The sequence below is a fragment of the Streptomyces sp. LN549 genome (assembly GCF_043203805.1).
Taxonomy (GTDB): Bacteria; Actinomycetota; Actinomycetes; order Streptomycetales; family Streptomycetaceae; genus Streptomyces.
Window position 1 is genome coordinate 3,626,508 of the sequence record NZ_JAZHRI010000002.1, and the last position, 23,577, is coordinate 3,650,084.

20 protein-coding genes and 1 pseudogene are annotated in these 23,577 nt (G+C 69.5%); 9 read left to right on the top strand and 12 right to left on the bottom strand.

All coding sequences use genetic code 11. The features are described 5' to 3' along the window. The first annotated feature begins 10 nt into the window (after nucleotides 1-10). From SH922_RS16220 to SH922_RS16230, 3 genes and pseudogenes are all read left to right on the top strand, one after another. A complete protein-coding gene (locus SH922_RS16220) occupies nucleotides 11-1,123 on the top strand; it encodes a DUF1996 domain-containing protein (protein WP_393058669.1) in 1,113 nt (370 codons plus the stop codon). A 107-nt stretch (nucleotides 1,124-1,230) separates the two neighbouring features. Then, nucleotides 1,231-2,988: a discoidin domain-containing protein gene (locus tag SH922_RS16225; protein WP_393058670.1), complete on the top strand. Its 1,758-nt coding sequence runs from the start codon at nucleotides 1,231-1,233 to the stop codon at nucleotides 2,986-2,988. Nucleotides 2,989-3,008: 20 nt separating this feature from the next. Then, nucleotides 3,009-3,170 (top strand): annotated as a pseudogene (locus SH922_RS16230) (DoxX family protein); the annotation flags it as partial. 119 nt (nucleotides 3,171-3,289) lie between these two features. Here SH922_RS16230 and SH922_RS16235 read toward each other — a convergent pair. From SH922_RS16235 to SH922_RS16255, 5 genes are all read right to left on the bottom strand, one after another. After that, nucleotides 3,290-4,246, bottom strand: coding sequence for an SDR family NAD(P)-dependent oxidoreductase (locus tag SH922_RS16235; protein ID WP_393058671.1), 957 nt, complete (start codon nucleotides 4,244-4,246; stop codon nucleotides 3,290-3,292). Then, nucleotides 4,243-5,403: a serine hydrolase domain-containing protein gene (locus SH922_RS16240; RefSeq protein WP_393063584.1), complete on the bottom strand. Its 1,161-nt coding sequence runs from the start codon at nucleotides 5,401-5,403 to the stop codon at nucleotides 4,243-4,245. The genes SH922_RS16235 and SH922_RS16240 overlap by 4 nt, the downstream gene beginning before the upstream one ends. Before the next feature lie 66 nt (nucleotides 5,404-5,469). Continuing rightward, nucleotides 5,470-6,249 (bottom strand): energy-coupling factor ABC transporter ATP-binding protein, encoded by a 780-nt coding sequence (locus SH922_RS16245; RefSeq protein ID WP_393058672.1) that lies wholly within the window; start codon nucleotides 6,247-6,249, stop codon nucleotides 5,470-5,472. Continuing rightward, nucleotides 6,246-7,007, bottom strand: coding sequence for a cobalt ECF transporter T component CbiQ (gene cbiQ / locus SH922_RS16250; RefSeq protein ID WP_393058673.1), 762 nt, complete (start codon nucleotides 7,005-7,007; stop codon nucleotides 6,246-6,248). Before cbiQ ends, SH922_RS16245 begins: the two co-directional genes overlap by 4 nt. After that, complete coding sequence (locus SH922_RS16255) at nucleotides 7,007-8,068, bottom strand: energy-coupling factor ABC transporter permease (RefSeq protein ID WP_393058674.1); 1,062 nt, start codon at nucleotides 8,066-8,068, stop codon at nucleotides 7,007-7,009. Before SH922_RS16255 ends, cbiQ begins: the two co-directional genes overlap by 1 nt. Before the next feature lie 187 nt (nucleotides 8,069-8,255). Between SH922_RS16255 and SH922_RS16260 the strand changes: the two genes are divergently transcribed. Further along, nucleotides 8,256-8,609 (top strand): SsgA family sporulation/cell division regulator, encoded by a 354-nt coding sequence (locus SH922_RS16260; RefSeq protein ID WP_393058675.1) that lies wholly within the window; start codon nucleotides 8,256-8,258, stop codon nucleotides 8,607-8,609. A 142-nt stretch (nucleotides 8,610-8,751) separates the two neighbouring features. Here SH922_RS16260 and SH922_RS16265 read toward each other — a convergent pair whose 3' ends face one another. Further along, nucleotides 8,752-10,992 (bottom strand): MMPL family transporter, encoded by a 2,241-nt coding sequence (locus SH922_RS16265; protein WP_393058676.1) that lies wholly within the window; start codon nucleotides 10,990-10,992, stop codon nucleotides 8,752-8,754. Nucleotides 10,993-11,117: 125 nt separating this feature from the next. Further along, complete coding sequence (locus SH922_RS16270) at nucleotides 11,118-11,690, bottom strand: TetR/AcrR family transcriptional regulator (protein WP_385278912.1); 573 nt, start codon at nucleotides 11,688-11,690, stop codon at nucleotides 11,118-11,120. Nucleotides 11,691-11,857: 167 nt separating this feature from the next. On the opposite strand from SH922_RS16270, the gene SH922_RS16275 reads away from it, so the two are divergent. Next, entirely contained in the window at nucleotides 11,858-15,142 is a 3,285-nt protein-coding gene (locus tag SH922_RS16275) for a S41 family peptidase (protein WP_393058677.1), read from the top strand. A gap of 971 nt (nucleotides 15,143-16,113) precedes the next feature. Here the strand turns inward: SH922_RS16275 and SH922_RS16280 are convergent. Next, nucleotides 16,114-16,602, bottom strand: a complete 489-nt coding sequence (locus SH922_RS16280; protein ID WP_393058678.1) for an SUKH-4 family immunity protein — start codon at nucleotides 16,600-16,602, stop codon at nucleotides 16,114-16,116. Nucleotides 16,603-17,077: 475 nt separating this feature from the next. Here SH922_RS16280 and SH922_RS16285 point away from each other — a divergent pair, with 475 nt between their 5' ends. Continuing rightward, complete coding sequence (locus tag SH922_RS16285; RefSeq protein ID WP_393058679.1) at nucleotides 17,078-18,094, top strand: MarR family transcriptional regulator; 1,017 nt, start codon at nucleotides 17,078-17,080, stop codon at nucleotides 18,092-18,094. 51 nt (nucleotides 18,095-18,145) lie between these two features. Here SH922_RS16285 and SH922_RS16290 read toward each other — a convergent pair whose 3' ends face one another. Further along, complete coding sequence (locus SH922_RS16290) at nucleotides 18,146-18,811, bottom strand: TetR/AcrR family transcriptional regulator (RefSeq protein WP_393058680.1); 666 nt, start codon at nucleotides 18,809-18,811, stop codon at nucleotides 18,146-18,148. A 106-nt stretch (nucleotides 18,812-18,917) separates the two neighbouring features. Between SH922_RS16290 and SH922_RS16295 the strand changes: the two genes are divergently transcribed. From SH922_RS16295 to SH922_RS16305, 3 genes are all read left to right on the top strand, one after another. After that, nucleotides 18,918-19,817, top strand: a complete 900-nt coding sequence (locus tag SH922_RS16295) for an SDR family NAD(P)-dependent oxidoreductase (protein ID WP_393058681.1) — start codon at nucleotides 18,918-18,920, stop codon at nucleotides 19,815-19,817. A 469-nt stretch (nucleotides 19,818-20,286) separates the two neighbouring features. After that, nucleotides 20,287-20,814: a hypothetical protein gene (locus SH922_RS16300; protein ID WP_393058682.1), complete on the top strand. Its 528-nt coding sequence runs from the start codon at nucleotides 20,287-20,289 to the stop codon at nucleotides 20,812-20,814. 447 nt (nucleotides 20,815-21,261) lie between these two features. Continuing rightward, nucleotides 21,262-21,543 carry a hypothetical protein gene (locus SH922_RS16305; protein WP_393058683.1) on the top strand — a complete coding sequence of 94 codons (282 nt, stop codon included), beginning with the start codon at nucleotides 21,262-21,264 and terminating at the stop codon, nucleotides 21,541-21,543. Nucleotides 21,544-21,583: 40 nt separating this feature from the next. On the opposite strand, the gene SH922_RS16310 is transcribed toward SH922_RS16305, so the two are convergent. The 3 genes from SH922_RS16310 to SH922_RS16320 form a co-directional block, all read right to left on the bottom strand. Further along, nucleotides 21,584-22,150, bottom strand: a complete 567-nt coding sequence (locus tag SH922_RS16310) for a hypothetical protein (RefSeq protein ID WP_393058684.1) — start codon at nucleotides 22,148-22,150, stop codon at nucleotides 21,584-21,586. Nucleotides 22,151-22,253: 103 nt separating this feature from the next. Continuing rightward, entirely contained in the window at nucleotides 22,254-22,685 is a 432-nt protein-coding gene (locus SH922_RS16315; protein ID WP_393058685.1) for a nucleoside deaminase, read from the bottom strand. An 8-nt stretch (nucleotides 22,686-22,693) separates the two neighbouring features. Continuing rightward, nucleotides 22,694-23,533: an LLM class flavin-dependent oxidoreductase gene (locus SH922_RS16320; protein ID WP_393058686.1), complete on the bottom strand. Its 840-nt coding sequence runs from the start codon at nucleotides 23,531-23,533 to the stop codon at nucleotides 22,694-22,696. Nucleotides 23,534-23,577: the final 44 nt, after the last annotated feature.

Genomic DNA, 23,577 nt, shown 5'->3' on the forward strand with positions numbered 1-23,577 from the left:
GGAGGTCTCCATGCCACGGAGGTCGAGAACCCTCACCGGACTGCTCTTGTTCACCTCGCTGACCCTGACCACGGCAGGGGTCGCCGGGATCGCGGCGACAGCGAACGCTTCCCCCGAGGCGCCGGCCGCAGCGACGGGCACGCACGCCGCACACAACGCCGCGTACTCCATGCCCGGGATGCCCGGCATGCCCGCGTCCACCAAGGCCTCGGGTGACGACCCGGACGGCGACGGCTACATCATGGCCGACCCTCCGGTCACCGGGGTCACCCCCTCGACGGCGGTCCCGCCGGCGGCGTACTTCCACGAGTTCCAGGCCAAGTGCGCCCCGACGCACACCGCTCCGGACGACCCGATCGTCTACCCGGGGCAGCCCGGCAAGTCGCACGACCACACGTTCATGGGCAACACCACCACGAACGCCGACACCACCACCGCCTCGCTGGAGGCGGGTGACACCACCTGCCTGGCCCCTGGCGACAAGTCCGGGTACTGGATGCCGAGCCTGTTCAACGGGGACCAGAAGGTCCTCCCCGAAGGCGTCCAGACCATCTACTACAAGTCGGGCGTCACCGACTACACCAGCGTGCGGCCCTTCCCGCGCGGGCTGCGGTACGTCGTCGGCAGCCCGATGCAGACGCAGGACGAGTTCAAGAACCTCAAGGGCACCGTCGAGGGCTGGGAGTGCGGCGACAGCTTCAAGAACTACGACTTCCCGGCGACCTGCCCCGACCGTCAGGACGTCCAGCTCAACCTGCGGCTCCAGGCACCCAGTTGCTGGGACGGCATCCATCTGGACACGCCCGACCACAAGAGCCACATGGCGTACCCGGTCGCGGGGGGCGCCAACTACAACTCCTGCCCGGCCGACCACCCCGTCGCACTGCCGATGATCGAGTTCAAGATGGCCTGGCCGGTCAACGGTGACATGTCGAAGGTGAGGCTGGCGAGCGGCGCCGGGTACACCTTCCACTACGACTTCATGAACGGCTGGGACGCCGCCACGCTCGACGCGATGGTCACCCACTGCGTCAAGGGCGGCCTGCAGTGCGACCCGCACGGATACGACGAGAACCACCCCGGGGCCGGCGCCGTGCTCGACGGGAACTACGAACTGCCGTAGTCCGCACGCCCCACCCCCCACCGGACGCGGGGCCCTTTTTCGGGCCATCTTGGAGAGCGCTCTCCAAGATCGCGTCCGTCAACCTCCCCACCCGCAAGGAGCATGACATGCACCATCCCCCCACTCGCCGGGCCAAACGCCTCGTGGCGCCGCTCGCGGCGGCGGCCCTGCTCGGCGGCGGTCTGCTCGCCGTCCAGGCGCCCGCCGCCCAGGCGGCCGGCAACGTCGTGAAGGTCACCGGTTCGCAGGGCGACTGGCAGCTGACCGTGGACGGTTCGCCGTATACGGTCAAGGGCCTCACCTGGGGCCCCTCGGTCGCCGACGCGGAAAAGTACATGCCCGACGTGAGGTCCATGGGCGTCAACACCATCCGCACCTGGGGCACCGACGCCTCCAGCAAGCCGCTCTTCGACACGGCGGCGGCCAACGGCATCAAGGTGATCGCCGGTTTCTGGCTCCAGCCCGGCGGCGGCCCCGGCAGCGGCGGCTGCGTGAACTACCTGACGGACACCGAGTACAAGAACAACATGCTCGCCGAGTTCCCCAAGTGGGTCGACACCTACAAGGACAACCCCGGCGTGCTGATGTGGAACGTCGGCAACGAGTCCACGCTCGGCCTGCAGAACTGTTACGGCGGTGACGAACTGGAGGCCCAGCGCAACGCGTACACCACCTTCGTCAACGACATCGCGAAGAAGATCCACGCGGTCGACCCCAACCACCCGGTGACCTCGACCGACGCCTGGACCGGTGCCTGGCCGTACTACAAGAAGAACGCCCCCGACCTCGACCTGTACGCGGTCAACGCCTACAACGCGGTGTGCAACATCAAGTCCGACTGGGAGAAGGGCGGTTACGACAAGCCCTACATCGTCACCGAGACGGGCCCGGCCGGGGAGTGGGAGGTCGACGACGACGCGAACGGCGTCCCGGCCGAGCCCACCGATGTCGCCAAGGGCGAGGGCTACACCAAGGCGTGGGGCTGCATCACCGGTCACACCGGTGTGGCGCTCGGCGCCACGATGTTCCACTACGGCGTCGAGGACGACTTCGGCGGCGTCTGGTTCAACCTGCTGCCCGGCGGTGAGAAGCGGCTCTCGTACTACGCCGTGAAGAAGGCCTACGGAGCCGACACCTCGGGCGACAACACTCCTCCGGTGATCACCGGCATGGCGGTCGAGGGCGCCACCACCGGCGTCCCCACCGGCAGCGACGTGAAGATCAGCACCCGCACCAGTGACCCGGACGGCGACGCGATCACCTACCAGGTCCTCTTCAGCAGCAACTACATCGACCAGAACAAGGCACTGGTCCCCGCCGGGACCAAGGACAACGGCGACGGCACCCTGACCGCCAAGGCACCCGGCAGGACGGGCGTCTACAAGGCCTACGTGAAGGCCACGGACGGCAAGGGCAACGTGGGCATCGAGACCACGTCCGTGAAGGTCGTCCCCCCGAAGGTGGACGGGACGAACGTCTCCCAGGGCAAGACCGCCACGGCGTCCACCTTCCAGACCGACCCGACGGGCGGCTGCCCGTGCGGTGCGGCCAATGCGGTGGACGGAAGGTTCGACACCCGCTGGGCCAGTGACTGGAGCGACCCGCAGTGGCTCCAGGTCGACCTCGGCGCCTCGACGACGTTCAAGCACGTCCAGCTCGCCTGGGACCCGGCGTACGGCAAGGCGTACGACATCCAGACGTCCGACGACGGCCAGAACTGGAAGACGGTGAAGTCGGTGACCGACGGCAACGGCGACATCGACGACATCGACGTCAACGGCACCGGCCGCTACGTGCGGATCAACGGCACAGCCCGCGGCTCCGGTTACGGCTACTCGCTGTACGAGTTCGGCGTCTACAACTGACAGAAAGGCGGGCACTCTTGATGGTCACGCGCCTCGGGCAGACCCAGCCCTACGTACTCAGTCTGTTCCGGATCGTCGTCGGACTGCTCTTCACCTGTCACGGTGTCGCGTCGCTCTTCGGCGTGCTCGGCAGGCCGGCGCTCTCCGCGGGTACCTGGCCGGGGTGGTACGCGGCCGTCATCACACGGCAGGAGCGGCACCTGGGCGTACCCGCCTGAGGGGACGGGTACGCCCGCGGCCGGCCTCCCGGGACTGCACCCGGGGGGCCGGCGCCGTGTGTGCCGGCCCCGCCGGACAGGCCCTACTCCTGCGCGAGTGCCTGCCGGAAGCCCGTGTTCACCGCGGTCAGCCCGCCGTCCACGCACAGCGTCGTGCCGGTGACCCAGGCCGCGTCGCGCGAGGCGAGGAAGGCGACGGCTGCCGCGATGTCGTCCGCTTCGCCCACCCTGCCGAGCGGATAGAGGCCGCTCACCTTGGCCAGTTCGGCTTCGCGGCCCGCCCAGGCGTCGGTGCGGATCGTGCCAGGGGTGACCAGGTTGACGCGCACCCCGCGCGGCCCGGCGTGACCCGCGAGGGTACGGGTGAGGCTGGCCAGGCCCGCCTTGGCGGCGCTGTAGGCGTGGTTGCCGAAGTCCTGCACCCCGTTGACCGAGCCGATGCTCACGATCGCTCCCCGGCCGGACGCGGCGAGGTGCGGCAGCGCGGCGCGTGCGCACCGGTAGGCGCCGGAGAGGGTGATGTCCAGGTCGCGCTGCCAGACCTCGTCCGGCTCGTCCTCGAAGAGCGCGGCGTCCGGCGTGCACGCGTAGGCGTTGTTGACCAGCACGTCGAGCCCGCCGAACACCGAGACGGCGTGGGCCACCGCCGCCTCGACAGCTGCCCGGTCGGCCACGTCGCAGGCCAGCGAATCGGCCGTGCCGCCGTGCTCCCGGATCTCCGTCGCCACCTGCGCCGCCCGGCCCTCGTCCAGGTCGGTGACCAGGACCCAGGCGCCCTCGGCAGCGAGTCTGCGAGCGATGGCGGCGCCGATGCCCCGGCCCGCCCCGGTGACGAGAGCCCCGTATCCGTCGAAGCGCGCGAGCGCACCGGCGGCCGCGGGGTTCGCGAAGAGCTCGGGGGCCACCGAGGCGGCGGCGGCCGCGGAGAGCCCGGAGGTCTCGAACGTCTCGGGAATGGCGGAAGTCTCGGGGACCGCAGGGCCGGCCGGGGTCTCAGAGCCTTCAGGGGTCGAAGTCGTCTCGGGGATCTCAGGGGTCATAGGACCGACCGTACTGCGCGCACCAGCGCCTGGGCACGGGGGTCGGCCGTGACTCCCTTCTGCAGACCGTTCGTCACATAGCCGAAGGCGATGCCGGATTCGGGGTCGGCGAAGCCCAGTGAACCGCCCCGGCCCGGGTGGCCGAAGGAGCCCGGGGCGAGCAGCGGGGCCGCCGGTCCGTGCAGCATGTAGCCGAGGCCGAAGCGGGTGGAGACGACCAGGACCCGGTCCGGGCCCGCCGACTCCTCGGTGCGGGCCAGGGTGAGGGTGGCCGGGGCGAACAGCCGGTGGCCGTCGACCGGGCCGATCATCGCGGCGTAGCACCGGGCCAGGCCGCGGGCGGTGGCGATGCCGTTGGACGCGGGGAGTTCGGCGGCCCGGTAGCCGGGCGCGTTCTCGTCGGGGAACGGGTCGATGGCGCCGAACGCCCGGCGGGTCAGCGAGTCCGGGTCGCGGTAGGCGTCGACGACCGAGCGCTTGGGGCGCATCCGCAGCGCACCCGTGCCGTCCCCGGCGGGCGCCTCGACCTGGCCGATCCGGCCCGCCCTGTGCGCCTCGTCCGCCGGGATCCCGAACCAGAAGTCCAGGCCGAGCGGGCGGGCGATCTCCTCGGCGACCCAGCGGCCTATGGTCCGCCCGGTGACGCGCCGCACCAGTTCGCCGACGAGCCAGCTGTAGGTCTGCGCGTGGTAGCCGTGGTCGGTGCCGGGCTCCCACTGGGGGCGCTGGGCGGCGACCGCCTGCGGCCCGCTCATCCCGTCGGCCGCCTCATCGGGCGTCAGTGGCCGGTCCAGGGCCACGATCCCGGCCCGGTGGGCGAGGAGATGGCGGACGAGGACGCGTTCCTTGCCGTTCGCCTTGAACTCCGGCCAGTACGTGCCGACCGGGGCGTGCAGGTCGATCTGGCCGCGCTGGTGCAGCAGCAGCGGGACGGCGGCGGCGATGCCCTTGCCGGCCGAGCGGACGATCTGCACGGTGTCGACGGCCCACGGTTCGACGCCGTCGACGTCTCTGGTGCCGGCCCACAGGTCGACGACCTTCTGACCGTGCCGGTAGACGGTGACCGCTGCCCCGCGGTCACCGCGCTGCTCGAAGTTACGGATGAAAGCATCCCGGACCGGTTCGAATCCGGGCGCTGCCGTGCCCCGTACGTCCACGCCTGCTCCTGCGCTCCCGCTCATCCCCCCATGGTGCATTGCGCCGCAGGTAGAAGGTGGGGCGGGTCACCCGATGTTCACCGTCACGGAACGCGGATCGAACCCGAAGGGGAGCTCCAGGCGGTGGGTCCGCATGAGTTCCTCGTCGCACAGGAGGTCCTGGGTGCGGTCGTCGGCGGCGATGACGCCTTCGCTGAGGACGACCGCGCGGCCGCAGAGCTCCAGGGCGTACGGCAGGTCGTGCGTCACCATCAGCACGGTGACGTCCAAGGACCGCAGGATGTCGGCGAGTTCGCGGCGGGAGGCCGGGTCCAGGTTGGAGGAGGGCTCGTCCAGGACGAGGATCTCCGGGCGCATGGCGAGGACCGTGGCGACGGCGACGCGGCGGCGCTGGCCGAAGGACAGGTGGTGCGGCGGCCGGTTCGCGTACTCCTCCATGCCGACCTGCTTGAGCGCGTCGGTGACGCGCTCCTCCAGTTCCGCGCCGCGCAGCCCGCCGGCTGCGGGCCCGAAGGCGACGTCCTCGCGGACGGTGGGCATGAAGAGCTGGTCGTCGGGGTCCTGGAAGACGATGCCGACGCGGCGGCGGATCTCGGCGAGGTTGTGCTTGGCGACCGGGAGTCCGGCGACGTGGACGGTGCCGGCGCCCGCGTCGAGGATGCCGTTGAGGTGGAGGACGAGGGTGGTCTTGCCGGCCCCGTTCGGGCCGAGCAGGGCGACCCGCTCGCCGCGGGCGACGGTCAGGTCGACGCCGAAGAGCGCCTGGTGGCCGTCGGGGTAGGCGTAGGCGAGACCGCTGACCTCCAGGGAGGGCGGTACGGAAGGGGCGGCGTGCGGCTGACTCATATGGTCCATCCCAGCAGACACACGACGAGGGCGAGCAGGGGGAGTGCCGAGGCGTACGCCCACTGGGTGCGCGAGGCCGTCACCTCGTCGATGACCGGCATGGAGCCGGTGTAGCCGCGGCTGACCATCGCGAGGTGGACGCGTTCGCCGCGCTCGTACGAGCGGATGAACAGGGCGCCCGCCGACTTGCCCAGGACACCCCACTGCCGTATCCCGCGCGCCTCGAACCCGCGCGAGCGGCGGGCGATGGACATCCGGCGCATCTCGTCGGTGATCACGTCGCCGTACCGGATCATGAAGGAGGCGATCTGGACGAGCAGCGGCGGCAGCTTCAGGCGCTGGAGGCCGAGCAGCAGGGAGCGCAGCTCGGTGGTGGAGGCCAGGAGCACGGAGGCGGCGACGCCGAGGGTGCCCTTGGCGAGGACGTTCCAGGCGCCCCAGAGTCCGGGGACGCTGACGGAGAGGCCGAGGACGTGTGTCTGCTCGCCGGGTACGACGAACGGCATGAGCAGGGCGAACGCGACGAACGGCACCTCGATCAGCAGCCGCTTGAGGAGGAAGGCGGCCGGGATGCGGGCCACGGCGGTGGCGCCCGCGATCAGCAGCGCGTACAGCCCGAAGGCCCACACCGCCTCGCGCGGCGTGGTGACGACGACCACGACGAAGGCGAAGACCGCGGCGAGCTTGCAGTGCGGCGGCAGGTCGTGGACCGGCGAGTGCCCGTGCCGGTAGAGCTTGTGGGCGTGCCCGGCGCCCATCAGACCTTCTCGCCGGTGCGTGAGTCGCTGCCCGCGGGCTCGTCCTTCGTACGGCGGCGGCTGACGACGTAGAAGGCGCCGCTGCCGACGACGAGGGTGGCCCCGACGCCGATGATGCCGGCGAGTCCGCCGGAGAGCCGGGCGTCGGAGACGTCCCTGACGCCGTAGTCGGCGAGCGGGGAGTCCTTGGCGGCGTGGTCCTTGGCCTCCTTGTCGATGCCCTGGTCGGTGGCGACCTTCTCCAGGCCGTCCGGGTTCGCGGAGGCGTAGAAGGAGACGAAGCCGGCCAGGACGAGGGCGGTGACCAGGCCGGTGGCCCACAGGCCCTTGGTGGAGCGGTGGGCGACGGCGGGCTCACGGGCGGGAGCGGGGGCGTCGACGAGTTCGCCGTCGATGCGGAGCTTGAGCGGGGCGGTGAGGCCGCGGGCGCCGTGGACCAGGTCGGGGCGGACGGCGATGACGGCGCCGACGGTCAGCGCGGTGATCGCGGCCTCACCGATGCCGATCAGGACGTGGACCCCGACCATCGCGGTGAAGACCTTGCCGATCGGGATGTCGGTGGTGCCACCGATCCAGTACATCAGCGTGAAGGCGGCGGCGGCGGCCGGTACGGAGACCAGCGCGGCGACGAAGGACGCGGCGGTCATGGAACGGCGGGTGCGCGGCAGCACGCTCACGAGGCCGCGGAACAGCGCGTACGCGACGACGGTGGTCACGACGCCCATGTCGAGGATGTTCACGCCGAGCGCGGTGAGCCCGCCGTCGGCGAAGAGGATGCCCTGCATCAGCAGGACGACGGATATGCAGAGGATCCCGGTGTACGGCCCGACCAGGATCGCGGCCAGCGCCCCGCCCAGCAGATGGCCGCTGGTGCCGGCGGCGACCGGGAAGTTCAGCATCTGCACGGCGAAGATGAAGGCGGAGACCAGTCCGGCCAGCGGCGCGGTGCGCTCGTCCAGTTCGCGGCGGGCCCCCTTCAGGCTGACCGCCACGGCTCCGGCGGCCACGACTCCGGCGACGGCGGAGACGGGCGCGTTGATGAATCCGTCGGGTACATGCATGGGGGCGGCTCCGCTTCCTGCGTTCCTGCATTGCTGCGCGGGGTCATGAACCTCTCAATGATAGGGCCTTGTTGCGAAGCGTTCGCAAGAGCGGGTCTGCCACAACTGCCCAGTGGTCTCATCGCGCTCTTTTGCGAAAATATGGGACATTAGAGGACGAATACTTTTACACAGGAGGAGCCGGCCCATGTCCCCCGTGATCAAAGAACACGCCCGAGCCCGGCTCGTCACCGACGCCCGCGACCTGCCCGTGGTCCCGGTCGAGCTGCGATACGGCACCTCCGACACCCCCGACACCATCCTGGTCGCCTTTCCCGGCGGCACGGAGTGGGCCGTCGACCGCGATCTGCTGGAGCGCGGGCTGCGCTCCCCCGTCGAGAGCGACAGCCTCCGGATCTGGCCGTGCGGCCGGGCCCAGCTGGTGGTCGAACGCCATACGGTGGGCGGCGTCGAGGTGGTGCAGTTCGACAGCGCGCCGCTGATCCGCTTCCTGCGACGCACGCACAGCAAGGCCTCCAGGACCGAGACCGCGCGCGCCTGATCCACCGCATGCCGAGAGCCCCCGTGCACGTGTGCACGGGGGCTCTCGTCGCCCCGGTCCCCCGTCCCCACAGGTAACCAGTGCTTCCGGGGCCGCGTTCCGCTCAGACGCGGCCCCGGAGGTCAGCGGCTCGGTGACCGGTTCAGACGCGGCTCAGCTCACGCTCTCCGCCCGCGTCCGGACCGGCGTCGCCCGCATCGCCGTCGCCGGAGGTGGTGGCGAGCTCCTTGCGCAGGCCCTCACCCTCGACGTCGACGTTGGGCAGCACCCGGTCCAGCCAGCGCGGCAGCCACCAGGCACGCTTCCCGAGCAGCGCGAGGACCGCGGGCACGATGGCCATGCGGACGACGAACGCGTCGAAGAAGACGGCGATGGCGAGCGAGAAGCCGATCATCTTGATCATCGACTCGCTGGAACCGATGAATCCGGAGAAGACCGCCATCATGATCACGGCCGCGGCCGTGACGACCCGGGCCCCGTGCTTGAAGCCGGTGACGATGGCCTGGCCGGGCTTCTCGCCGTGGACATACGCCTCACGCATCCGGGTGACGAGGAAGACCTCGTAGTCCATCGCGAGACCGAAGACGACACCCACCATGAAGATCGGCATCATCGACATGATCGGACCGGTCTGCTCGACCCCGAACAGTCCGCCGAGCCAGCCCCACTGGAAGACCGCGACGACCGCACCCAGCGCCGCGACGACCGAGAGCAGGAAGCCGAGCGCCGCCTTCAGCGGCACCAGCACCGACCGGAAGACCACCATCAGCAGCAGGAAGGCGAGGCCGACGACGAGCGCCAGGTACGGCAGCAGCGCGTCGTTCATCTTCTGCGAGAAGTCGATGTTCATCGCGGTGGCGCCGGTGACCAGCACCTCGGCGCCGGTGTCGGACTTGATGTCCTTGCCCGCGTCGCGGATCGCGTGGACCACGTTCTCCGTCTCGACGGAGCTCGGCCGGTCCTTCGGGACGACGGTGATCATCGCCGCGTCGCCGGCCTTGTTGAAGGTGGCCGGGGTGACGGCGACGACACCCTTCATGCCGGAGATCTCGTCACCGACCTGCTTGGCGGCGGTCTTGCCGTCGGAGCTGTCCGCCGTGTCGACGACGACCAGCAGCGAGCCGTTGAAGCCGGGGCCGAAGCCCTCGGAGAGCAGGTCGTAGGCGCGGCGCTGGGTGGTGCTGGTGGGCTGGGAGCCGTCGTCCGGCAGTCCCATCTCCAGCGAGGCGGCCGGTACGGCGATCGTGCCCAGGCCGATCACACCGACCAGCAGCACCCACACCGGCTTGCGCAGCACGAACCGCGCCCAGCGGGTGCCCATGTTCGGCTTGGCGTCGGGCTTGTTCTCCGTCTCGGCGGCCTTGCGTGCCTTGCGTCCCATGATCCGCTTGCCCACGAAGCCCAGCATGGCCGGGACGAGGGTGAGGGCGATGAGGACGGCGATAGCGACCGTGCCGGCCGCGGCGAAGCCCATCTTCGACAGCATCGGAATGTTGACGACGGCGAGGCCGACCAGGGCGATGACCACGGTGAGCCCGGCGAAGACGACCGCGGAACCCGCGGTGCCGACCGCACGGCCCGCCGCCTCCTCGCGCTCCCGGCCCTCGGCCAGCTCGGCACGGTAGCGGGAGACGATGAAGAGCGCGTAGTCGATTCCGACCGCGAGGCCGATCATCATCGCGAGGGTGGAGGTGGTGGAGCCCAGGTCCAGCACATTGGCCAGCGCGGTGATCGACGAGACGCCGATGCCGACACCGATCAGCGCGGTGAGCAGCGGCAGCCCCGCCGCGATGAGCGAGCCGAAGGTGATGACGAGCACCACCGCGGCCAACGCGATACCGATGATCTCGGTGGCACCGGTCTCCGGCATCACCTGGAGCGCGTCACCGCCGATCTCCACGGTCATCCCGCTCTTCTGCGCCGCCTCACCCGAGTCCTCCAGGGCCTCCCGGGTCGCGTCGGTCAGCTCCATCGAGTTGACCTTGTACGTCACCGAGATGTACGCGGTCGAGCCGTCCTTGGAGACGGCCTTTCCGGCGTACGGGTCGACGACCGAGGCGATCTGGTCCGAGCCCGACTTCAGCCCGGCGGTGATCTTGTTGACCTCGGCCTTGTTGGCCGGGTCCGTCATCTTCTCGCCCTCGGGAGCCTTGAAGACGATGCGCGCGGTCGCGCCGTCGGCGCTGGACGCGGGGAAGCGCTGTTCCAGCAGGTCGAAGGCCTTCTGCGCCTCCGTACCCGGGATCGAGAAGGAGCTGGAGGTGGCGGTGGACGCGGTGGCCGCGCCGAATCCGGCGAGCGCCAGCAGTGCCACCCAGATCAGGGCGACATAGCGGCGGCGCCGGAAGGCGAGCCGTCCGAGCTTGTAGAGGAATGTGGCCACGGAGGCGTACTCCCGGTCAGGTCGTTGAGTGGAATTTGGGCGTGAGGAACCAGCCCGACGACGAGAGCGGCGTGTCAGGTGGGGCTTGGGGAGAGGGCCGTGCGGGTTGCCGTGGGGACGGCGGGTCAGACTCCGAGAGCGGGGAGAATCACGGAGTCGACGTAGTCGAAGAGGAACGCCTGGTCCACCGGGCGGTCCTCGACCAGCTGCCGAGCGGCGAACGCACCGATCAGCATGTGAGGCAGGTACTTCAGCGCCGGATTGTCCGGACGCACTTCCCCCCGGTCCACGGCCCGTCGCAACAGCAGGTCGAGACCGGTCATCTCCGGTTCGATCAGCAGCTCGCGCAGGGCCTGCAGGAGATCGGGGTTCTCATGGACGGCATGGCTCAGGCCCCGCATCAGCGCGGAGTCCTTCTCCATCTGACAGTCGTCACTACGGCCCAGGACGGCGTGGAAGTCACCGCGCAGCGAGCCGGTGTCGACGTCGCTGAGGGAAACGGGCTTGTTGTGCCGCATGGCCGTGACGACGAGCTCGGGCTTGCTCCCCCACTGGCGGTAGAGGGTGGCCTTGCTGGAACGGGTACGTGCAGCGACGGCGTCCATCGTGAGGGCGTCGTAGCCGACCTCGCGGAGCAGGTCGAGCACGGCGGCGTACAGCTCGCTCTCACGCTCGGGCGTGAGCCTTGTGCGTGCCATGGTCGACCTCCTGTTCCCTGAGCTCGGGTGCTCCGTACGTCAGTCAATCGAACGAAACTGTTTCGTACACATCGACGGTACCCCTCACGCCCAGCGAAACGAAATCGTTTCGCTTGTGTTCCGCACCACAAGTTGCCGCGGCCCTCTCGCGCGGAAAGCATTGGGGGGTGAGTGACGACGTCTCGTATCTCCGGTTCCCGCACCTCCACGACGATCTGCTCTGCTTCGCCGCGGAGGACGATCTCTGGGTGGCCCCCCTCGTCCCCGAGGGCGAGGTGCCCGGACGCGCCTGGCGCGTGACCGTCGACCGCACCAGAGTCAGCCATCCACGCTTCTCCCCCGACGGGACCCGGATCGCCTACACGACCTGGCGCAGCCTCGACCCGGAGATCCATCTGGCGCCCGTCGCCGGCGGCCCGGCCCGCCGGCTCACCCACTGGGGGTCGACCGACGCCCGGGTCTGCGGCTGGACCCCCGACCCCGGGGACACCGCGCAGATCCTCGCCGTGTCCTCGCACCGGCAGCCGTTCTCGTACTTCTCCTGGGCCTACAGCGTGCCCACGGACGGCAGCCCCGGCGGCCGGCTGCCCTGGGGCCCGGTCTCCGACATCGCGGTCGCGGACATCGACGGCGAGCGCCGCACCCTGCTGCTCACCGGAAAGCCGCCGCACGAGCCGGCCGCCTGGAAGCGGTACCGGGGCGGCGCGACCGGGCGGCTGTGGCTGCACGGCGAGCGGCTGCTCCCGGACATCGGCGGGCACCTCGACTCCCCGATGTTCGTCGGGGGCCGCATCGCGTTCCTCTCCGACCACGAGGGCGTCGGCAACCTCTACTCCTGCCGGCCCGACGGCACCGATCTGCGCCGGCACACGGACCACGACGCGTTCTACGCCCGGCACGCCTCCAGCGACGGGCGGCGGGTCGTCTACCAGTGCGCGGGCGAGGTGTGGCTGGTCGACGACCTGGAGTCACCCGATGCCGTGCCCCGGAAGCTGGAGGTCCGGCTCGGCGGCCCGCGCGCCGGACGCCGGACCTACCAGGTACCGGCCGCCAGCAACATCGACTCCCTCTCCGTGGACGAGACCGGCCGCGCCAGCGCCGTCGCGGTACGCGGCAGCCTGTACTGGCTCACCCACCGCGACGGGCCCGCCCGCACCATCGCCGACACCCCCGGTGTCCGGATCCGGCTGCCGGAGATGCTCGGCAGCGGCGGCCAGGTCGCGTACGTCACCGACGCGGAGGGCGAGGACGCGATCGAGATCGCCTCCCTGCCGCGCGCCAGCGGAGACCGCGCACCGCGCCGGCTCGCCTCCGGCCGCGTCGGCCGGGTACAGGAACTGATCTCCGATCCCGACGGCGAACGGCTCGCGATCGCCTCGCACGACGGCCGGCTACTCCTCCTGGACACCGACGAGGAGACGTCCACCGGCGAGCCCACCGAACTGATCCGCTCCGTCAACGGCCCGGTCCGCGATCTGGCGTTCTCCCCGGACGGCGCCTGGCTGACCTGGTCGCACCCCGGCATCGGCCGCTCGCTGCGCAAGATCAAGCTGGCCCGCATCCAGGGCCCCGGCGACCCTGTGATCGTCGACGTCACCAACGGCCGCTTCGAGGACGAGAACCCCGTCTTCACGGGCGACGGCCGCTATCTCGCCTTCCTCTCCTGGCGCGGCTTCGACCCGGTCTACGACGTGCACACCGGCGACCTGTCCTTCCCGCTCGGCTGCCGCCCGTACCTCGTCCCGCTCTCCTCGGCGACCCCCTCCCCCTTCGCCCTCTCCCCCGACGGCCGGCCCGCGGCCGGCGGCCTCGACCCGGTGGACTCCGACGAGGTGGAGACGGCCGAAGGCTCCACGGTCTCCGTCGAGTTCGAGGGCCTGGAGAGCCGGGTCACGCCGTTCCCGGTCTCCGCCTCCAAGTACTCGGCGCTGTACCCGGTCAGCGGCGGCGGACTGGTCTGGCTGCGCTGGCCGATCTCCGGCGCGCTCGGCGAGACGTTCGCCAACCCGGCGGACATGTCGGGCCGCCCGACCCTGGAGTACTTCAACATCGCCAAGGCGAAGAAGACCGAACTCGTCGACCACCTCGACTGGTTCGCCGTCAGCGGCGACGCCTCCCGCCTCGTCGTCATGGACGACGGCGAACTGCGCGCCGTCCCCGCGACCGAGCCGGGCGACAACGACTCCACGGTCTACATCGACCTGCGCCGCATCCTGCACGAGGCCGACCCGCCGGCGGAGTGGCGAGGGGCGTACGCCGAGGCCGGCCGCCTCATCCGCTCCTATTTCTGGGAGCCGGACATGTGCGGCATCGACTGGCCGGCGATCCTGGACCAGTACCGCCCCCTGGTCGAACGGGTCGCCACTCCCGACGAGTTCGCCGACCTGCTCCGCGAAGTCCTCGGCGAATTGGGCACCTCGCACGCGTACGTCTCCCCCGCCCGCCGCAACGAGGGCCCGCCGCACTACCAACGGGCGATCGGCCTGCTCGGCGTCAACTTCGTGTGCCGGGAGGGCGCCTGGACCCTCGCGCGCATCCTTCCCGGTGACTCCTCGGACTCCAAGGCCCGCTCCCCGCTGGCCGGTACGGGCATCCGCGAGGGCGCCGTCCTCACCCACGTCGACGGCCGCCCCGTCGACCCGGTCACCGGCCCCTACCCCCTGCTCTCCGCGGCGGGCGGCACCACGGTCGAGCTGACCTTCAGGCCCGCCGAGGGCGGGGGCCGCTCCCGCCGCGTCGCGATCGTCCCGCTGGTCGACGAACGCCCGCTGCGCTACCAGGACTGGGTGGCCAAACGCCGCGAAGTCGTACGGGACCTGAGCGGCGGCCGATGCGGCTACCTGCACATCCCCGACATGGGCGGCTCCGGCTGGGCCCAGTTCAACCGGGACCTGCGCCTGGAGGTCTCCCGCCCGGCCCTGATCGTCGACGTACGCGGCAACGCGGGCGGCCACATCAGCGAACTGGTCGTCGAAAAGCTCACCCGCACGATCCTGGGCTGGGACCTCACCCGAGACGCCCAGCCCGTCTCGTACGCCTCCAACGCCCCCCGAGGCCCCGTGGTCGCCCTGGCCGACGAGGCGACGTCCTCCGACGGCGACATGATCACCGCGGCCTTCCGGCTGTTGAAGCTGGGCCCGGTGGTGGGCCAGCGCACGTGGGGCGGGGTCGTCGGCATGACGGGCCGCCACCGCCTGGGCGACGGCACGGTGATCACGGTCCCGATGAACGCGGCCTGGTTCGACACGTACGGCTGGTCGGTGGAGAACCACGGCGTCGAACCGGACCTGGAGGCGCTACGCACCCCGCTGGACTGGGCGGAGGGACGCCACGCGGTGCTGGACGACGCGGTGCGGGTTGCCTTGGACCTACTGGCTGCGCACCCGCCGGCGACGGCGCCTACTTACGACACGGCCCCGGACCTTAGACGGCCGCCGTTGCCGCCGCGGTAACGAGGCGGATTCCCTGGGTCGTCGGCTGCCGGCTGTGGTGGGCCGCTCAGGGCCTCGTGATCGGTGCGGCCTTCCCATCGAGCAGCGAGTCGTTTGAAGTGGTGGAGCAGGGCGAAGGTCTACTCCATGATGTAGCGGCGTGCGTTGGAGTCATGGCCCTTGTCGCCGAGCAGGGCTTTCGGACGTCGGCGGGGCCGGCCGAGGCGGCCCGCGACGGGTGGGACGCCGTCGAACAAGGCGAGGGTCTGGGTTACGTCCCTTGACGCTGGCCACGCGCGATGGAGCGCTAGTCCATCAGCACGTCGGCGGCCCCTCATCAAGGCGTAAGCGTTCTCAGTTGGCGGGCATGAACCTCGTGCGAGCGACACTCGCCCTTCACCTCACCACTTCAGCGCGCGGCTGGAAAAGGCTCATTGCCAGGAGCGAGGAACGCGACCGACCTACTGAGCTCCTACATTCAATCAGCAAAATCGAACATCTCCAATCCAGATATCCCCACGGAACCGAATGCTGGAGCTAGGCGCCCAAGGTACCACTCGAAGTCAATGAGTATAGGAAAATCTGAACGATGGACGGTATTAATTAGGGGACTAAGAATAACCTCCCCCCTGGATGGCATGAATATAAAAGAACCGCCGATCTGCGTGTCTTCCCATGTCAGCATAATGGCGCATGACAGACCTGCCTCCTGCGCAGCCGACAGGCACCCATACGCGGCCGCCACATTCGCCAATTCCATCGACTCCCACTCAAAGAAGTCTGGCTCAACTAGGTAGTTGACAGAACCATGATCGTCAGGCTTCCAGCCAGCCCCCTCGAGAGAGTCCAGGACGCGCCGAACGTTCACCTCGCCATGGAAGTGAAACTTGAATCCAAAATCTCTGGACATATCTCCGCCAATACAAAAGGGGATTGATGGACTGCCATCCAGACGACAGCGCACTGTCGCTCGACATTACAACAAAATCTCCTCACGACCACTCTTCCGACAGGATGGACCACTTAAGTTCATACCAAAGATTATCGGGGACTTCATAAGCTTCAGGATCGATTCGACGTACAAGAACTTCCACCTCGCTCGCCACAGCCTCCCAATCATGCGATTCACTGGCAGTAAATGGATACACCCACATCACACCGCGAACGCACAAGGTGAAACACTCAAGGGTGGTATTGACCATCCTCACACCCTCCATCCCGCGTCCAGATTCCACCACCTGCCCAGTTATCGGATCCAAAAGGACACTCCCAAAAAGCCCAGTCGTGCCGAACTTAATAAACCTTCCACGCGCCCCAATGGTCACAGCCTCTAGAAGATCGAGGCACCTATAGAGCCCCCCAATGGGCCCCTTCGGAACTTCGAGGGAGTGCGACCCGGGCACCCCTTCCTCAGATTCACCAAAACTCAACAAAAGCATTGCAAATTCCGAATTAGATCCACTGCTACTCTCACTACCCATGCCGCGCCTCCCAAGGTTGAATCCACATCGCAGTACGCCTCGGAGGACGTACGACTTGTGCGGGGTGGCCCTCTTCTTCGGCCACGAGTCGTTGACGGTGCCACCGATGACCGGACTCTCAGGGCTCAGGGCTCAGGGCTCGAGGTTCGGGACTCGGGACTCGGGAGGCCCTGTTCACTCTTTCGTGGGTACGTGACGGGGGCTCGGCCCGAGTCTTGGGCCTCGGGATCCGAGCGTCGAGTTCCGGGTTTCGAGATTCGAGCGATGCCTGACAACCGGTAGGTAAAAGAAGGAGGTTGGGGAAAACCTACCCACCTCCCCGACCCGTAACGGCGAGCAAGTGTGACCATTTGTGACCGACTTGCGGCACAGCGTTGCGGCTGCTTACGGTGCCCCCAACGTAACGACCCCGACGCGGTGTTGATCGCACCGGCCGGGGTCTCACCCCAAGATCGCAACCCAGAAAGGCGATCTCGTGGCTATCCAGAACTTTAGTCCTGCCCTGCCGACGCCCGCAGTCCCGGCCCCGTGCCCGAAGGCCAGCCCCGGCTACGGAAAGCGCTCCGTCCCGGACCAGCGCCCGCCCCGCGCCGACGACTTCGCGTGTCTGCCCGAGCGGGAGAGGTACATCGCCGGATACGTCGACACGCTCCCCGAGGGCGCGGCCATGAACATCAAGTCGCTCGCCAGATGCCAGCCCCTGTACGGGCAGATGGCCGTCGGCAGCGCCCTGCGGGCCCTGGGCGTGGCCGGTCATCTGCGCCAGGCGCGGTGCGCGGTCGGTGACGGCGACAACCTCCGCTGGGTCACCCGCACCTTCTGGTCGCGGACGGCCCGCGACAACGAGTGGTGGAACACCTTCCTCGCCGCCGAAGCGACCCACCGCCTGCCGCAACCGGTGGTCGCATCGGCCACGCCCCCACCGCCGTGGGTCCCGGCCGAGCCCGCCACCCCCGCCGCACCCGAAAAGCCCGTCGCGCCCGCCCCCGCCCCGGTCGTACCGCCCCAGCGCACCGGAAAGTCGCAGGGCACCGCCTCCGGAGGCTCGTCACTCGCCTACCTCGCTCTGACCCGACTGGGCCCAGCCGACCGGCGCCTGGGGCTCTCCGAGGACGACTGTCGGGAGCTGGAGGAGCTGGCCGCCGCATGGTTCGCACGTGGCGTTGACGCCGACTACCTCATCCACACCGTCACCGCGGGGCTGCCCGCGGCCGTCGACTCGCCCCTCGGCTTCGTCAGGAAGCGCCTCATCACCAAGCTCCCGCCCCAGCAGTCCGCCGCCCCGACACCCGCACCGCTGGGCACTCCAACGCCCCGCCTGATGGTCGAGTGCACCGAGTGCGGCGCGCCCGGCAAGGCCGAAGCGTTCCGGGACGGCCTGTGCGGCCCCTGCCGCCAACCCGCCCAGAGCCCCGACGCCGAGGCGCCCGGCATCGAGCGCGACATCCAGGCCCACGTGAAGCGGCTTCGCGAACAACTGAAGCTGCGCTGACGGTCTCCCTGCCCGCCACATGTGGGCCACCCGCCAGGAAACGACAGCCGTTCATGCGCGCGGCAGCACGCCCAGAAGCGTCGAAGTGAAGGAGACCCGCAGAGCATCACGCAGCTCCACGTGGAGCACACCGAGGGCAGGCTCGTCCGCGTAGGCGGCAAGGACGCTGGGCGGCGGCGGGACGTACGCCGACAGGGCACCCGCCGAGACCAGGCTCATCAGACAGAACAGTTGCGCGCCGTCGCCGAGCTCCGGCAGATGACGGCACACGAGCTCGTCCATGACAGCGAGCCGCACGAGGGAGGAACGCTTGTGCCGCTTGACCACCTCGACCGAGACGTTGTGCTCAAGGACGCCGCCCTGCGCGCCGAAGAGGTCGCACAGCACCACCCGCTCCGCCAGTGACCGGCTGAGGACCTCGGCCAGCTGACCCGCCCGCACGTCCGGCGCCGCGTGAGCCTCGACGCCTGCGGCCAGTTCATCCTCCAGCTCGGCGAGCCAGCCCCCCAGGAAGACGTCCAGCAGTTCGAGCAGCACCGCCTCGCGCGACTCGAAGTACCGCAGGACGTTCGACTTGGCCAGGCCCACCCGCCTGCTGAGCTCGTTGAGGCTCACCTCGGCCACGGGCATCTCGTCGAGCATCGCCGCCGCCGTGTCCAGGATCGCCCGGCGGCGGATCTCCCGCTGCTCCTCGCTGCGCGCCCGCTGAAATGTCACGCCCTCACCCTAACTCCAGATTAAAGACCACCGGTACCTTGACAGGAGACCGTCGGTCTTTTACGTTGGCCTTCTTAACAGACCGATGGTTTCTTAGGAGTCCGACATGAGCGGCAACTGGACCGAGCAGCACATCCCTGATCAGCACGGCCGGGTGGCGATCGTGACCGGCGCCAACACCGGGCTGGGCTTCGAGACCGCCCGGATGCTCGCCGAGCGCGGGGCGGCGGTGGTCCTGGCCGTCCGCGACATCGAGAAGGGCAAGCAGGCCGCTGCCCGCATCACCGGCGACGTCACCGTCCAGGCCCTCGACCTGACCTCCCTGGACTCGATCCGGTCCGCGGCGGCCGACCTGCGCGCCGCCCACCCCCGCATCGACCTTCTGATCAACAACGCGGGCGTCATGTACACCCCGAAGCAGACCACCGCCGACGGCTTCGAGCTGCAGTTCGGCACCAACCACCTCGGCCACTTCGCCCTGACCGGCCTGCTGCTGGACCGGCTCCTGCCCGTCCCCGGCTCCCGCATCGTCACGGTCAGCAGCACCGGCCACCGCATCCGGGCCGCCATCCACTTCGACGACCTGCAGTGGGAGCGCTCGTACAGCCGCATCGGCGCCTACAGCCAGGCCAAACTCGCCAACCTGATGTTCACGTACGAACTGCAGCGCCGGCTCGCACCGCACGGCACCACGACCGCGGTGGCCGCCCATCCCGGCGTGTCCAACACCGAACTCACCCGCAACACACCCGCCGCGCTTCGCGTGCCCGTCACCTGGCTCGCGCCGCTGCTCACCCAGAAGGCCGCGATGGGCGCCCTGCCCACCCTGCGCGCAGCCACCGATCCGGCCGTCACCGGCGCCCAGTACTACGGCCCCGGCAACCGGGGGCAGATCCGGGGATACCCGAAGCTGGTCACCTCCAGCCCCGACTCCCACGACCAGGCCACCCAACAGCGCCTGTGGACCGTCTCCGAGGAGCTCACCGGGGTGACATTCTCGGCGTGACGGCCAACCCGATGGTCTGCGTCCGCGCCCCCCTCGAGCCATCTGCCCACGGGGCGACTGCAGCGAGGTCATCGATCACATCAAGGCGCAGACGGGATGACCTGGCGCTCCGCAGCCAGCCTGATCCTGGCCGCCCTGCCAGTCGTTGAGCATCGCCGCGTACTCGTACCCGGCCTTTACGCCCCCGGCCCCTGCCCGCTCGCGCAGCCGCATACTGCTTGGAGCCACCATGTACGGCCCATCTGACGGCCGTTGGGCTCCTGGAGTCAGGGGGTTCAGCGGGGTGTCGACGCCCTCGCCCGGGGCCGCCTCGTTCTCGTCGCCGCTGACCGTCGCGAGCAATCCGGGGCCACGAAGCGGGGCCTTTCGTCGGTGCGGCGCGATGTCGGCGTACAGGCCAACGACCCACGTGTCACACTGCGTCAACCGTCGGCCATGAATGGCCCGGTGTTCGAAGGGGCACGGAACTATGCACAGGCTCGGTCTGACGGCGGTGGCTGTCGCCATCCTGGTGTTGCCGATCACCGGTTGCAGCGGGAGCGAGGACACTCCTGGTGCGGCCTCGGCGCGGTCGGCGAAAGCGGACGCGTCGGCTCCCGCCTCCCCAGCCGGCCGCCGGAGCAAGGCCTCCGATAAGTCGCTGAAGCAGGCCGAGAACGACCTCCGGTTCGCTACGGAGCCAGAGGGCGAGCTGTCCATGCACAAACGGCATGAGGGCTACTGCACCGCGAGTGCCACCTTGCCAACCGTGAAGCTCCTTGACCACGCGGCTTTCGAGGCAATCGTCAAACGCCTGCAGACACGCGGCTGGACGCTCCGCGGACCCTTGGATACCTTCGACGATCCTTCCGGCAGCTTGTTCTACGCCGCCGTCAAGTCCGGCGATTGGCAGATTTCGCTGGGCTCGATTCTCATGCCTCCGGAGGCCACAGAGGAGTTCGACCCCTATCAGGGGGTTGTATCCATCGCCATTTTCTGGCCCTGCAAACCCGGCTGAGTTGACGAGCGGGCGCACGCGTCGCGCCCGGCAGGGCCGGAGCCGCCCGTGCCACCAGAAGTGCGGGATGGCCGCCCACCCCCGTCACGCGTGAGCCCGGCAGGCGGTACACAGCCAGAATTCGGACGCTCCCACCTGCCGACATCAGGTCCGACCGACACCGGCAAGGCCTCGCGGCCGGAATTCTGCTCCTCACCCAGCCCGGAGTTGAGAGCGAAGTGGGCACCTTTCCTGGCACCCTGGGCTGCCTCAGCAGCATCCGTCGCGCCCATTTCGCTCTCAACTCCCCCCTGGGGTAGCACAGCCAGGGGGTCCGGCGTTCGGCCGCTCTCAGGTCCCGCAGCGGACCGGAGACGGAGGAGTCATGGTGGCGACAAACCGGAACGACACCCCTGTCGCGATCGAGGGCGGAGGTGTGGAGCTGCGCATGCAGGAAGTCGGGGAGGCATGTCCGTCGCGTTTGCGCGGTTCCCCAAGGGCACGGACATGAGGCCGGCCATCAAGGGCATGCCCGATGATCTGTGTCCGTGCCCGCACTGGGGCTATCTGTTCAAAGGGCGGCTGAAGATGCGGACGAAACACGGGGACGAGATCTACGAGGCGGGGCAGGCGTTCTACTGGGCGCCCGGTCACGTGCCGGAACCACTCGATGACTGTGAGTACGTCGACTTCTCGCCGACGACGGAGTTCAGTGAGGTCATCGATCACATCAAGTCGCAGACGGGATGACCTGACGCTCCGCCGCAATCCCGATCCTGACTCAACCGCCTTACGCCGCAGAGCACTGAGCCTTGCCGCAAGGGCTCTCCCGCGGCTCCACGGAACCCACCTGCTTCATACGCCGGATCTCCCGCTCCGCCACTCCCAAGTGCCCGAGGTCGAGGGCCATCGCGGCACGCCCGGCCACGTAGAAGATGTCCTGGCGGGTCCGACAGTCCAACCCCGGTTGGCGGCACAGGGCCAGGAATCCCACCTCAAGACCGAGCTCGATGCGGCCCATCTCGCACCCGACGTGGGCCGGGACTGCGGCGTGCCGGAGATCCTTGGCGTAGTCGCGCGTCTGCCGGTCCGCCTCGTCAGGCCGGGCTTCCACAGGACGATAGGGGTGATCGGCCCACTCCGTGTCAGCCCACCGGACGAGTTCGTCCACGTACTCCGAGGCGACATCCAGATCCGGGGGCGAGGCGGAGAAGGCCGCGTCCGCGCCGACAACCAGCTGGGCGAGACGTCGTCGCGCGTCGTCGTCCCCCGCCACGCACATCGCGACGAAACCCGACAACACGTCGAGCCTGCGCGACACCTCCGCCTGCTGCCAGATCTCGTACAGTCCCGCCATCCACCGTTCCTTCTCCGCCGACCGCGTCTTCGCGCCCCGAACCATACGACGCGCTCCCGTCGGCGAGTCCAACGGTTTCCCCGGGATCGGCGAACTGACCTGGTCAGCGGTAGTACGCCGCGACCACTGACCGCACCTCCTCCAGCAGCGCCGGTCCCTCCTGCGGCACGGGTGGGCGGCCGCTGCCCGGCCTGATGTCCAGGAGCTGTTCGCCGGACAGCGCGTACACCACGCGGCGCAGCCCCGCCTGCTGGATGACCGCCTCGCACATCGAGCACGGCTGGCAGCTGGTGTACATCGTGGTGGTCGCCGCCGTGGCCGCGTCCAGCTCCCTCGCGGCCCACCGCGCGAGCTTCAGTTCCGGGTGCGCGGTGATGTCCCGGTCGGTGAGCGTCGTGTTGCGGTCCTCCGCCAGGACCGTCCCGTCCGGTCCCGCCAGCAGCGAGCCGAACGGCGGGTTTCCGCTCTCGCGTGCCTCGGCCGCGAGGGCGATGGCGCGCCTGAGGAGGGTGTGGTGGTCGTCGGGCGTGGTCATGGTTGCTCCTACAGGTGGAGATGCGCGGCCACCGTGGCGAGTGCCTGCCGGGCCGGCTGCGGGTGGCTGGTCTCGTGGGGGTCGCCGGTGTACGTGTCGAGGACGACCGTGTCGGCGCCCAGCAGCCGTAGTTGGTCGAGGTCGTCCATGATCTGGTCGATCGTGCCCTCGCCGGCGAGACGTTGCGGGCCGTCGACCGGGGTCGCGGTGGGGCGGAGCACGATCCGGGGAGCGAAGGCGGGGACGGGGAGGCTCTGTTCGTACGCGGCCGACTTCAGCCGGTCCGCGGCCTCCCGCAGCCAGGGCATCGTGCAGCGCAGCGGGTGCCAGGCGTCACCGAGTCGCACGGCCCGGCGTATTCCCGCATCGCTGTTGCCGCCGACCCACACCGGGATCTTCCCGTTCCCGTACGCGGCCGTGTCGGCCCAGGCCTCCCGCAGGTCCCGCAGGGCGGCGTCGGTCAGTCGTCCCCGCTGCTCGAAGGGGATACCGAGGGCGGCGAACTCCTGCCGCGCCCAGCCCACCCCCACCCCGAGGACCAGCCGTCCGCCGCTGAGCTGATCCAGATTGGCCGCCATCCGGGCGGTGAGCAGTGGGTGCCGGTAGGGGGCGATGAGGACCGTCGTGCCGAGCCGGATCCGGGTGGTGAGGCCGGCAAGCCAGGACAAGGTGGTGAAGGGCTCGTAGAAGGGCGCCGGATACTGCTCGGCGACGTCGGGCGTGATCGCGATGTGGTCGGAGACCATCAGCAGGTCGAAGCCCAGACCCTCCACGGTCCGGGCCCAGTCGTGCAGGACTCCGGGGTCGGTTCCGGGTCCGAAATTGAGGACGTTCACGCCGATCTTCACACCGCCGAGCCTAGCCAGTCCATGCGGGCCGGCAGAAGGGATTC

What these genes read in the sequence shown, in the direction of transcription:
- SH922_RS16300 (WP_393058682.1), top strand. Translation starts at nt 20,287, where the DNA reads ATGCACAGGCTCGGTCTGACGGCGGTGGCTGTCGCCATCCTGGTGTTG.
- SH922_RS16235 (WP_393058671.1), bottom strand. Translation starts at nt 4,246, where the DNA reads ATGACCCCTGAGATCCCCGAGACGACTTCGACCCCTGAAGGCTCTGAG.
- cbiQ (WP_393058673.1), bottom strand. Translation starts at nt 7,007, where the DNA reads ATGGGCGCCGGGCACGCCCACAAGCTCTACCGGCACGGGCACTCGCCG.
- SH922_RS16310 (WP_393058684.1), bottom strand. Translation starts at nt 22,150, where the DNA reads ATGGCGGGACTGTACGAGATCTGGCAGCAGGCGGAGGTGTCGCGCAGG.
- SH922_RS16245 (WP_393058672.1), bottom strand. Translation starts at nt 6,249, where the DNA reads ATGAGTCAGCCGCACGCCGCCCCTTCCGTACCGCCCTCCCTGGAGGTC.
- SH922_RS16315 (WP_393058685.1), bottom strand. Translation starts at nt 22,685, where the DNA reads ATGACCACGCCCGACGACCACCACACCCTCCTCAGGCGCGCCATCGCC.
- SH922_RS16220 (WP_393058669.1), top strand. Translation starts at nt 11, where the DNA reads ATGCCACGGAGGTCGAGAACCCTCACCGGACTGCTCTTGTTCACCTCG.
- SH922_RS16260 (WP_393058675.1), top strand. Translation starts at nt 8,256, where the DNA reads ATGTCCCCCGTGATCAAAGAACACGCCCGAGCCCGGCTCGTCACCGAC.
- SH922_RS16255 (WP_393058674.1), bottom strand. Translation starts at nt 8,068, where the DNA reads ATGCATGTACCCGACGGATTCATCAACGCGCCCGTCTCCGCCGTCGCC.
- SH922_RS16225 (WP_393058670.1), top strand. Translation starts at nt 1,231, where the DNA reads ATGCACCATCCCCCCACTCGCCGGGCCAAACGCCTCGTGGCGCCGCTC.
- SH922_RS16270 (WP_385278912.1), bottom strand. Translation starts at nt 11,690, where the DNA reads ATGGCACGCACAAGGCTCACGCCCGAGCGTGAGAGCGAGCTGTACGCC.
- SH922_RS16280 (WP_393058678.1), bottom strand. Translation starts at nt 16,602, where the DNA reads ATGGGTAGTGAGAGTAGCAGTGGATCTAATTCGGAATTTGCAATGCTT.
- SH922_RS16295 (WP_393058681.1), top strand. Translation starts at nt 18,918, where the DNA reads ATGAGCGGCAACTGGACCGAGCAGCACATCCCTGATCAGCACGGCCGG.
- SH922_RS16305 (WP_393058683.1), top strand. Translation starts at nt 21,262, where the DNA reads ATGTCCGTCGCGTTTGCGCGGTTCCCCAAGGGCACGGACATGAGGCCG.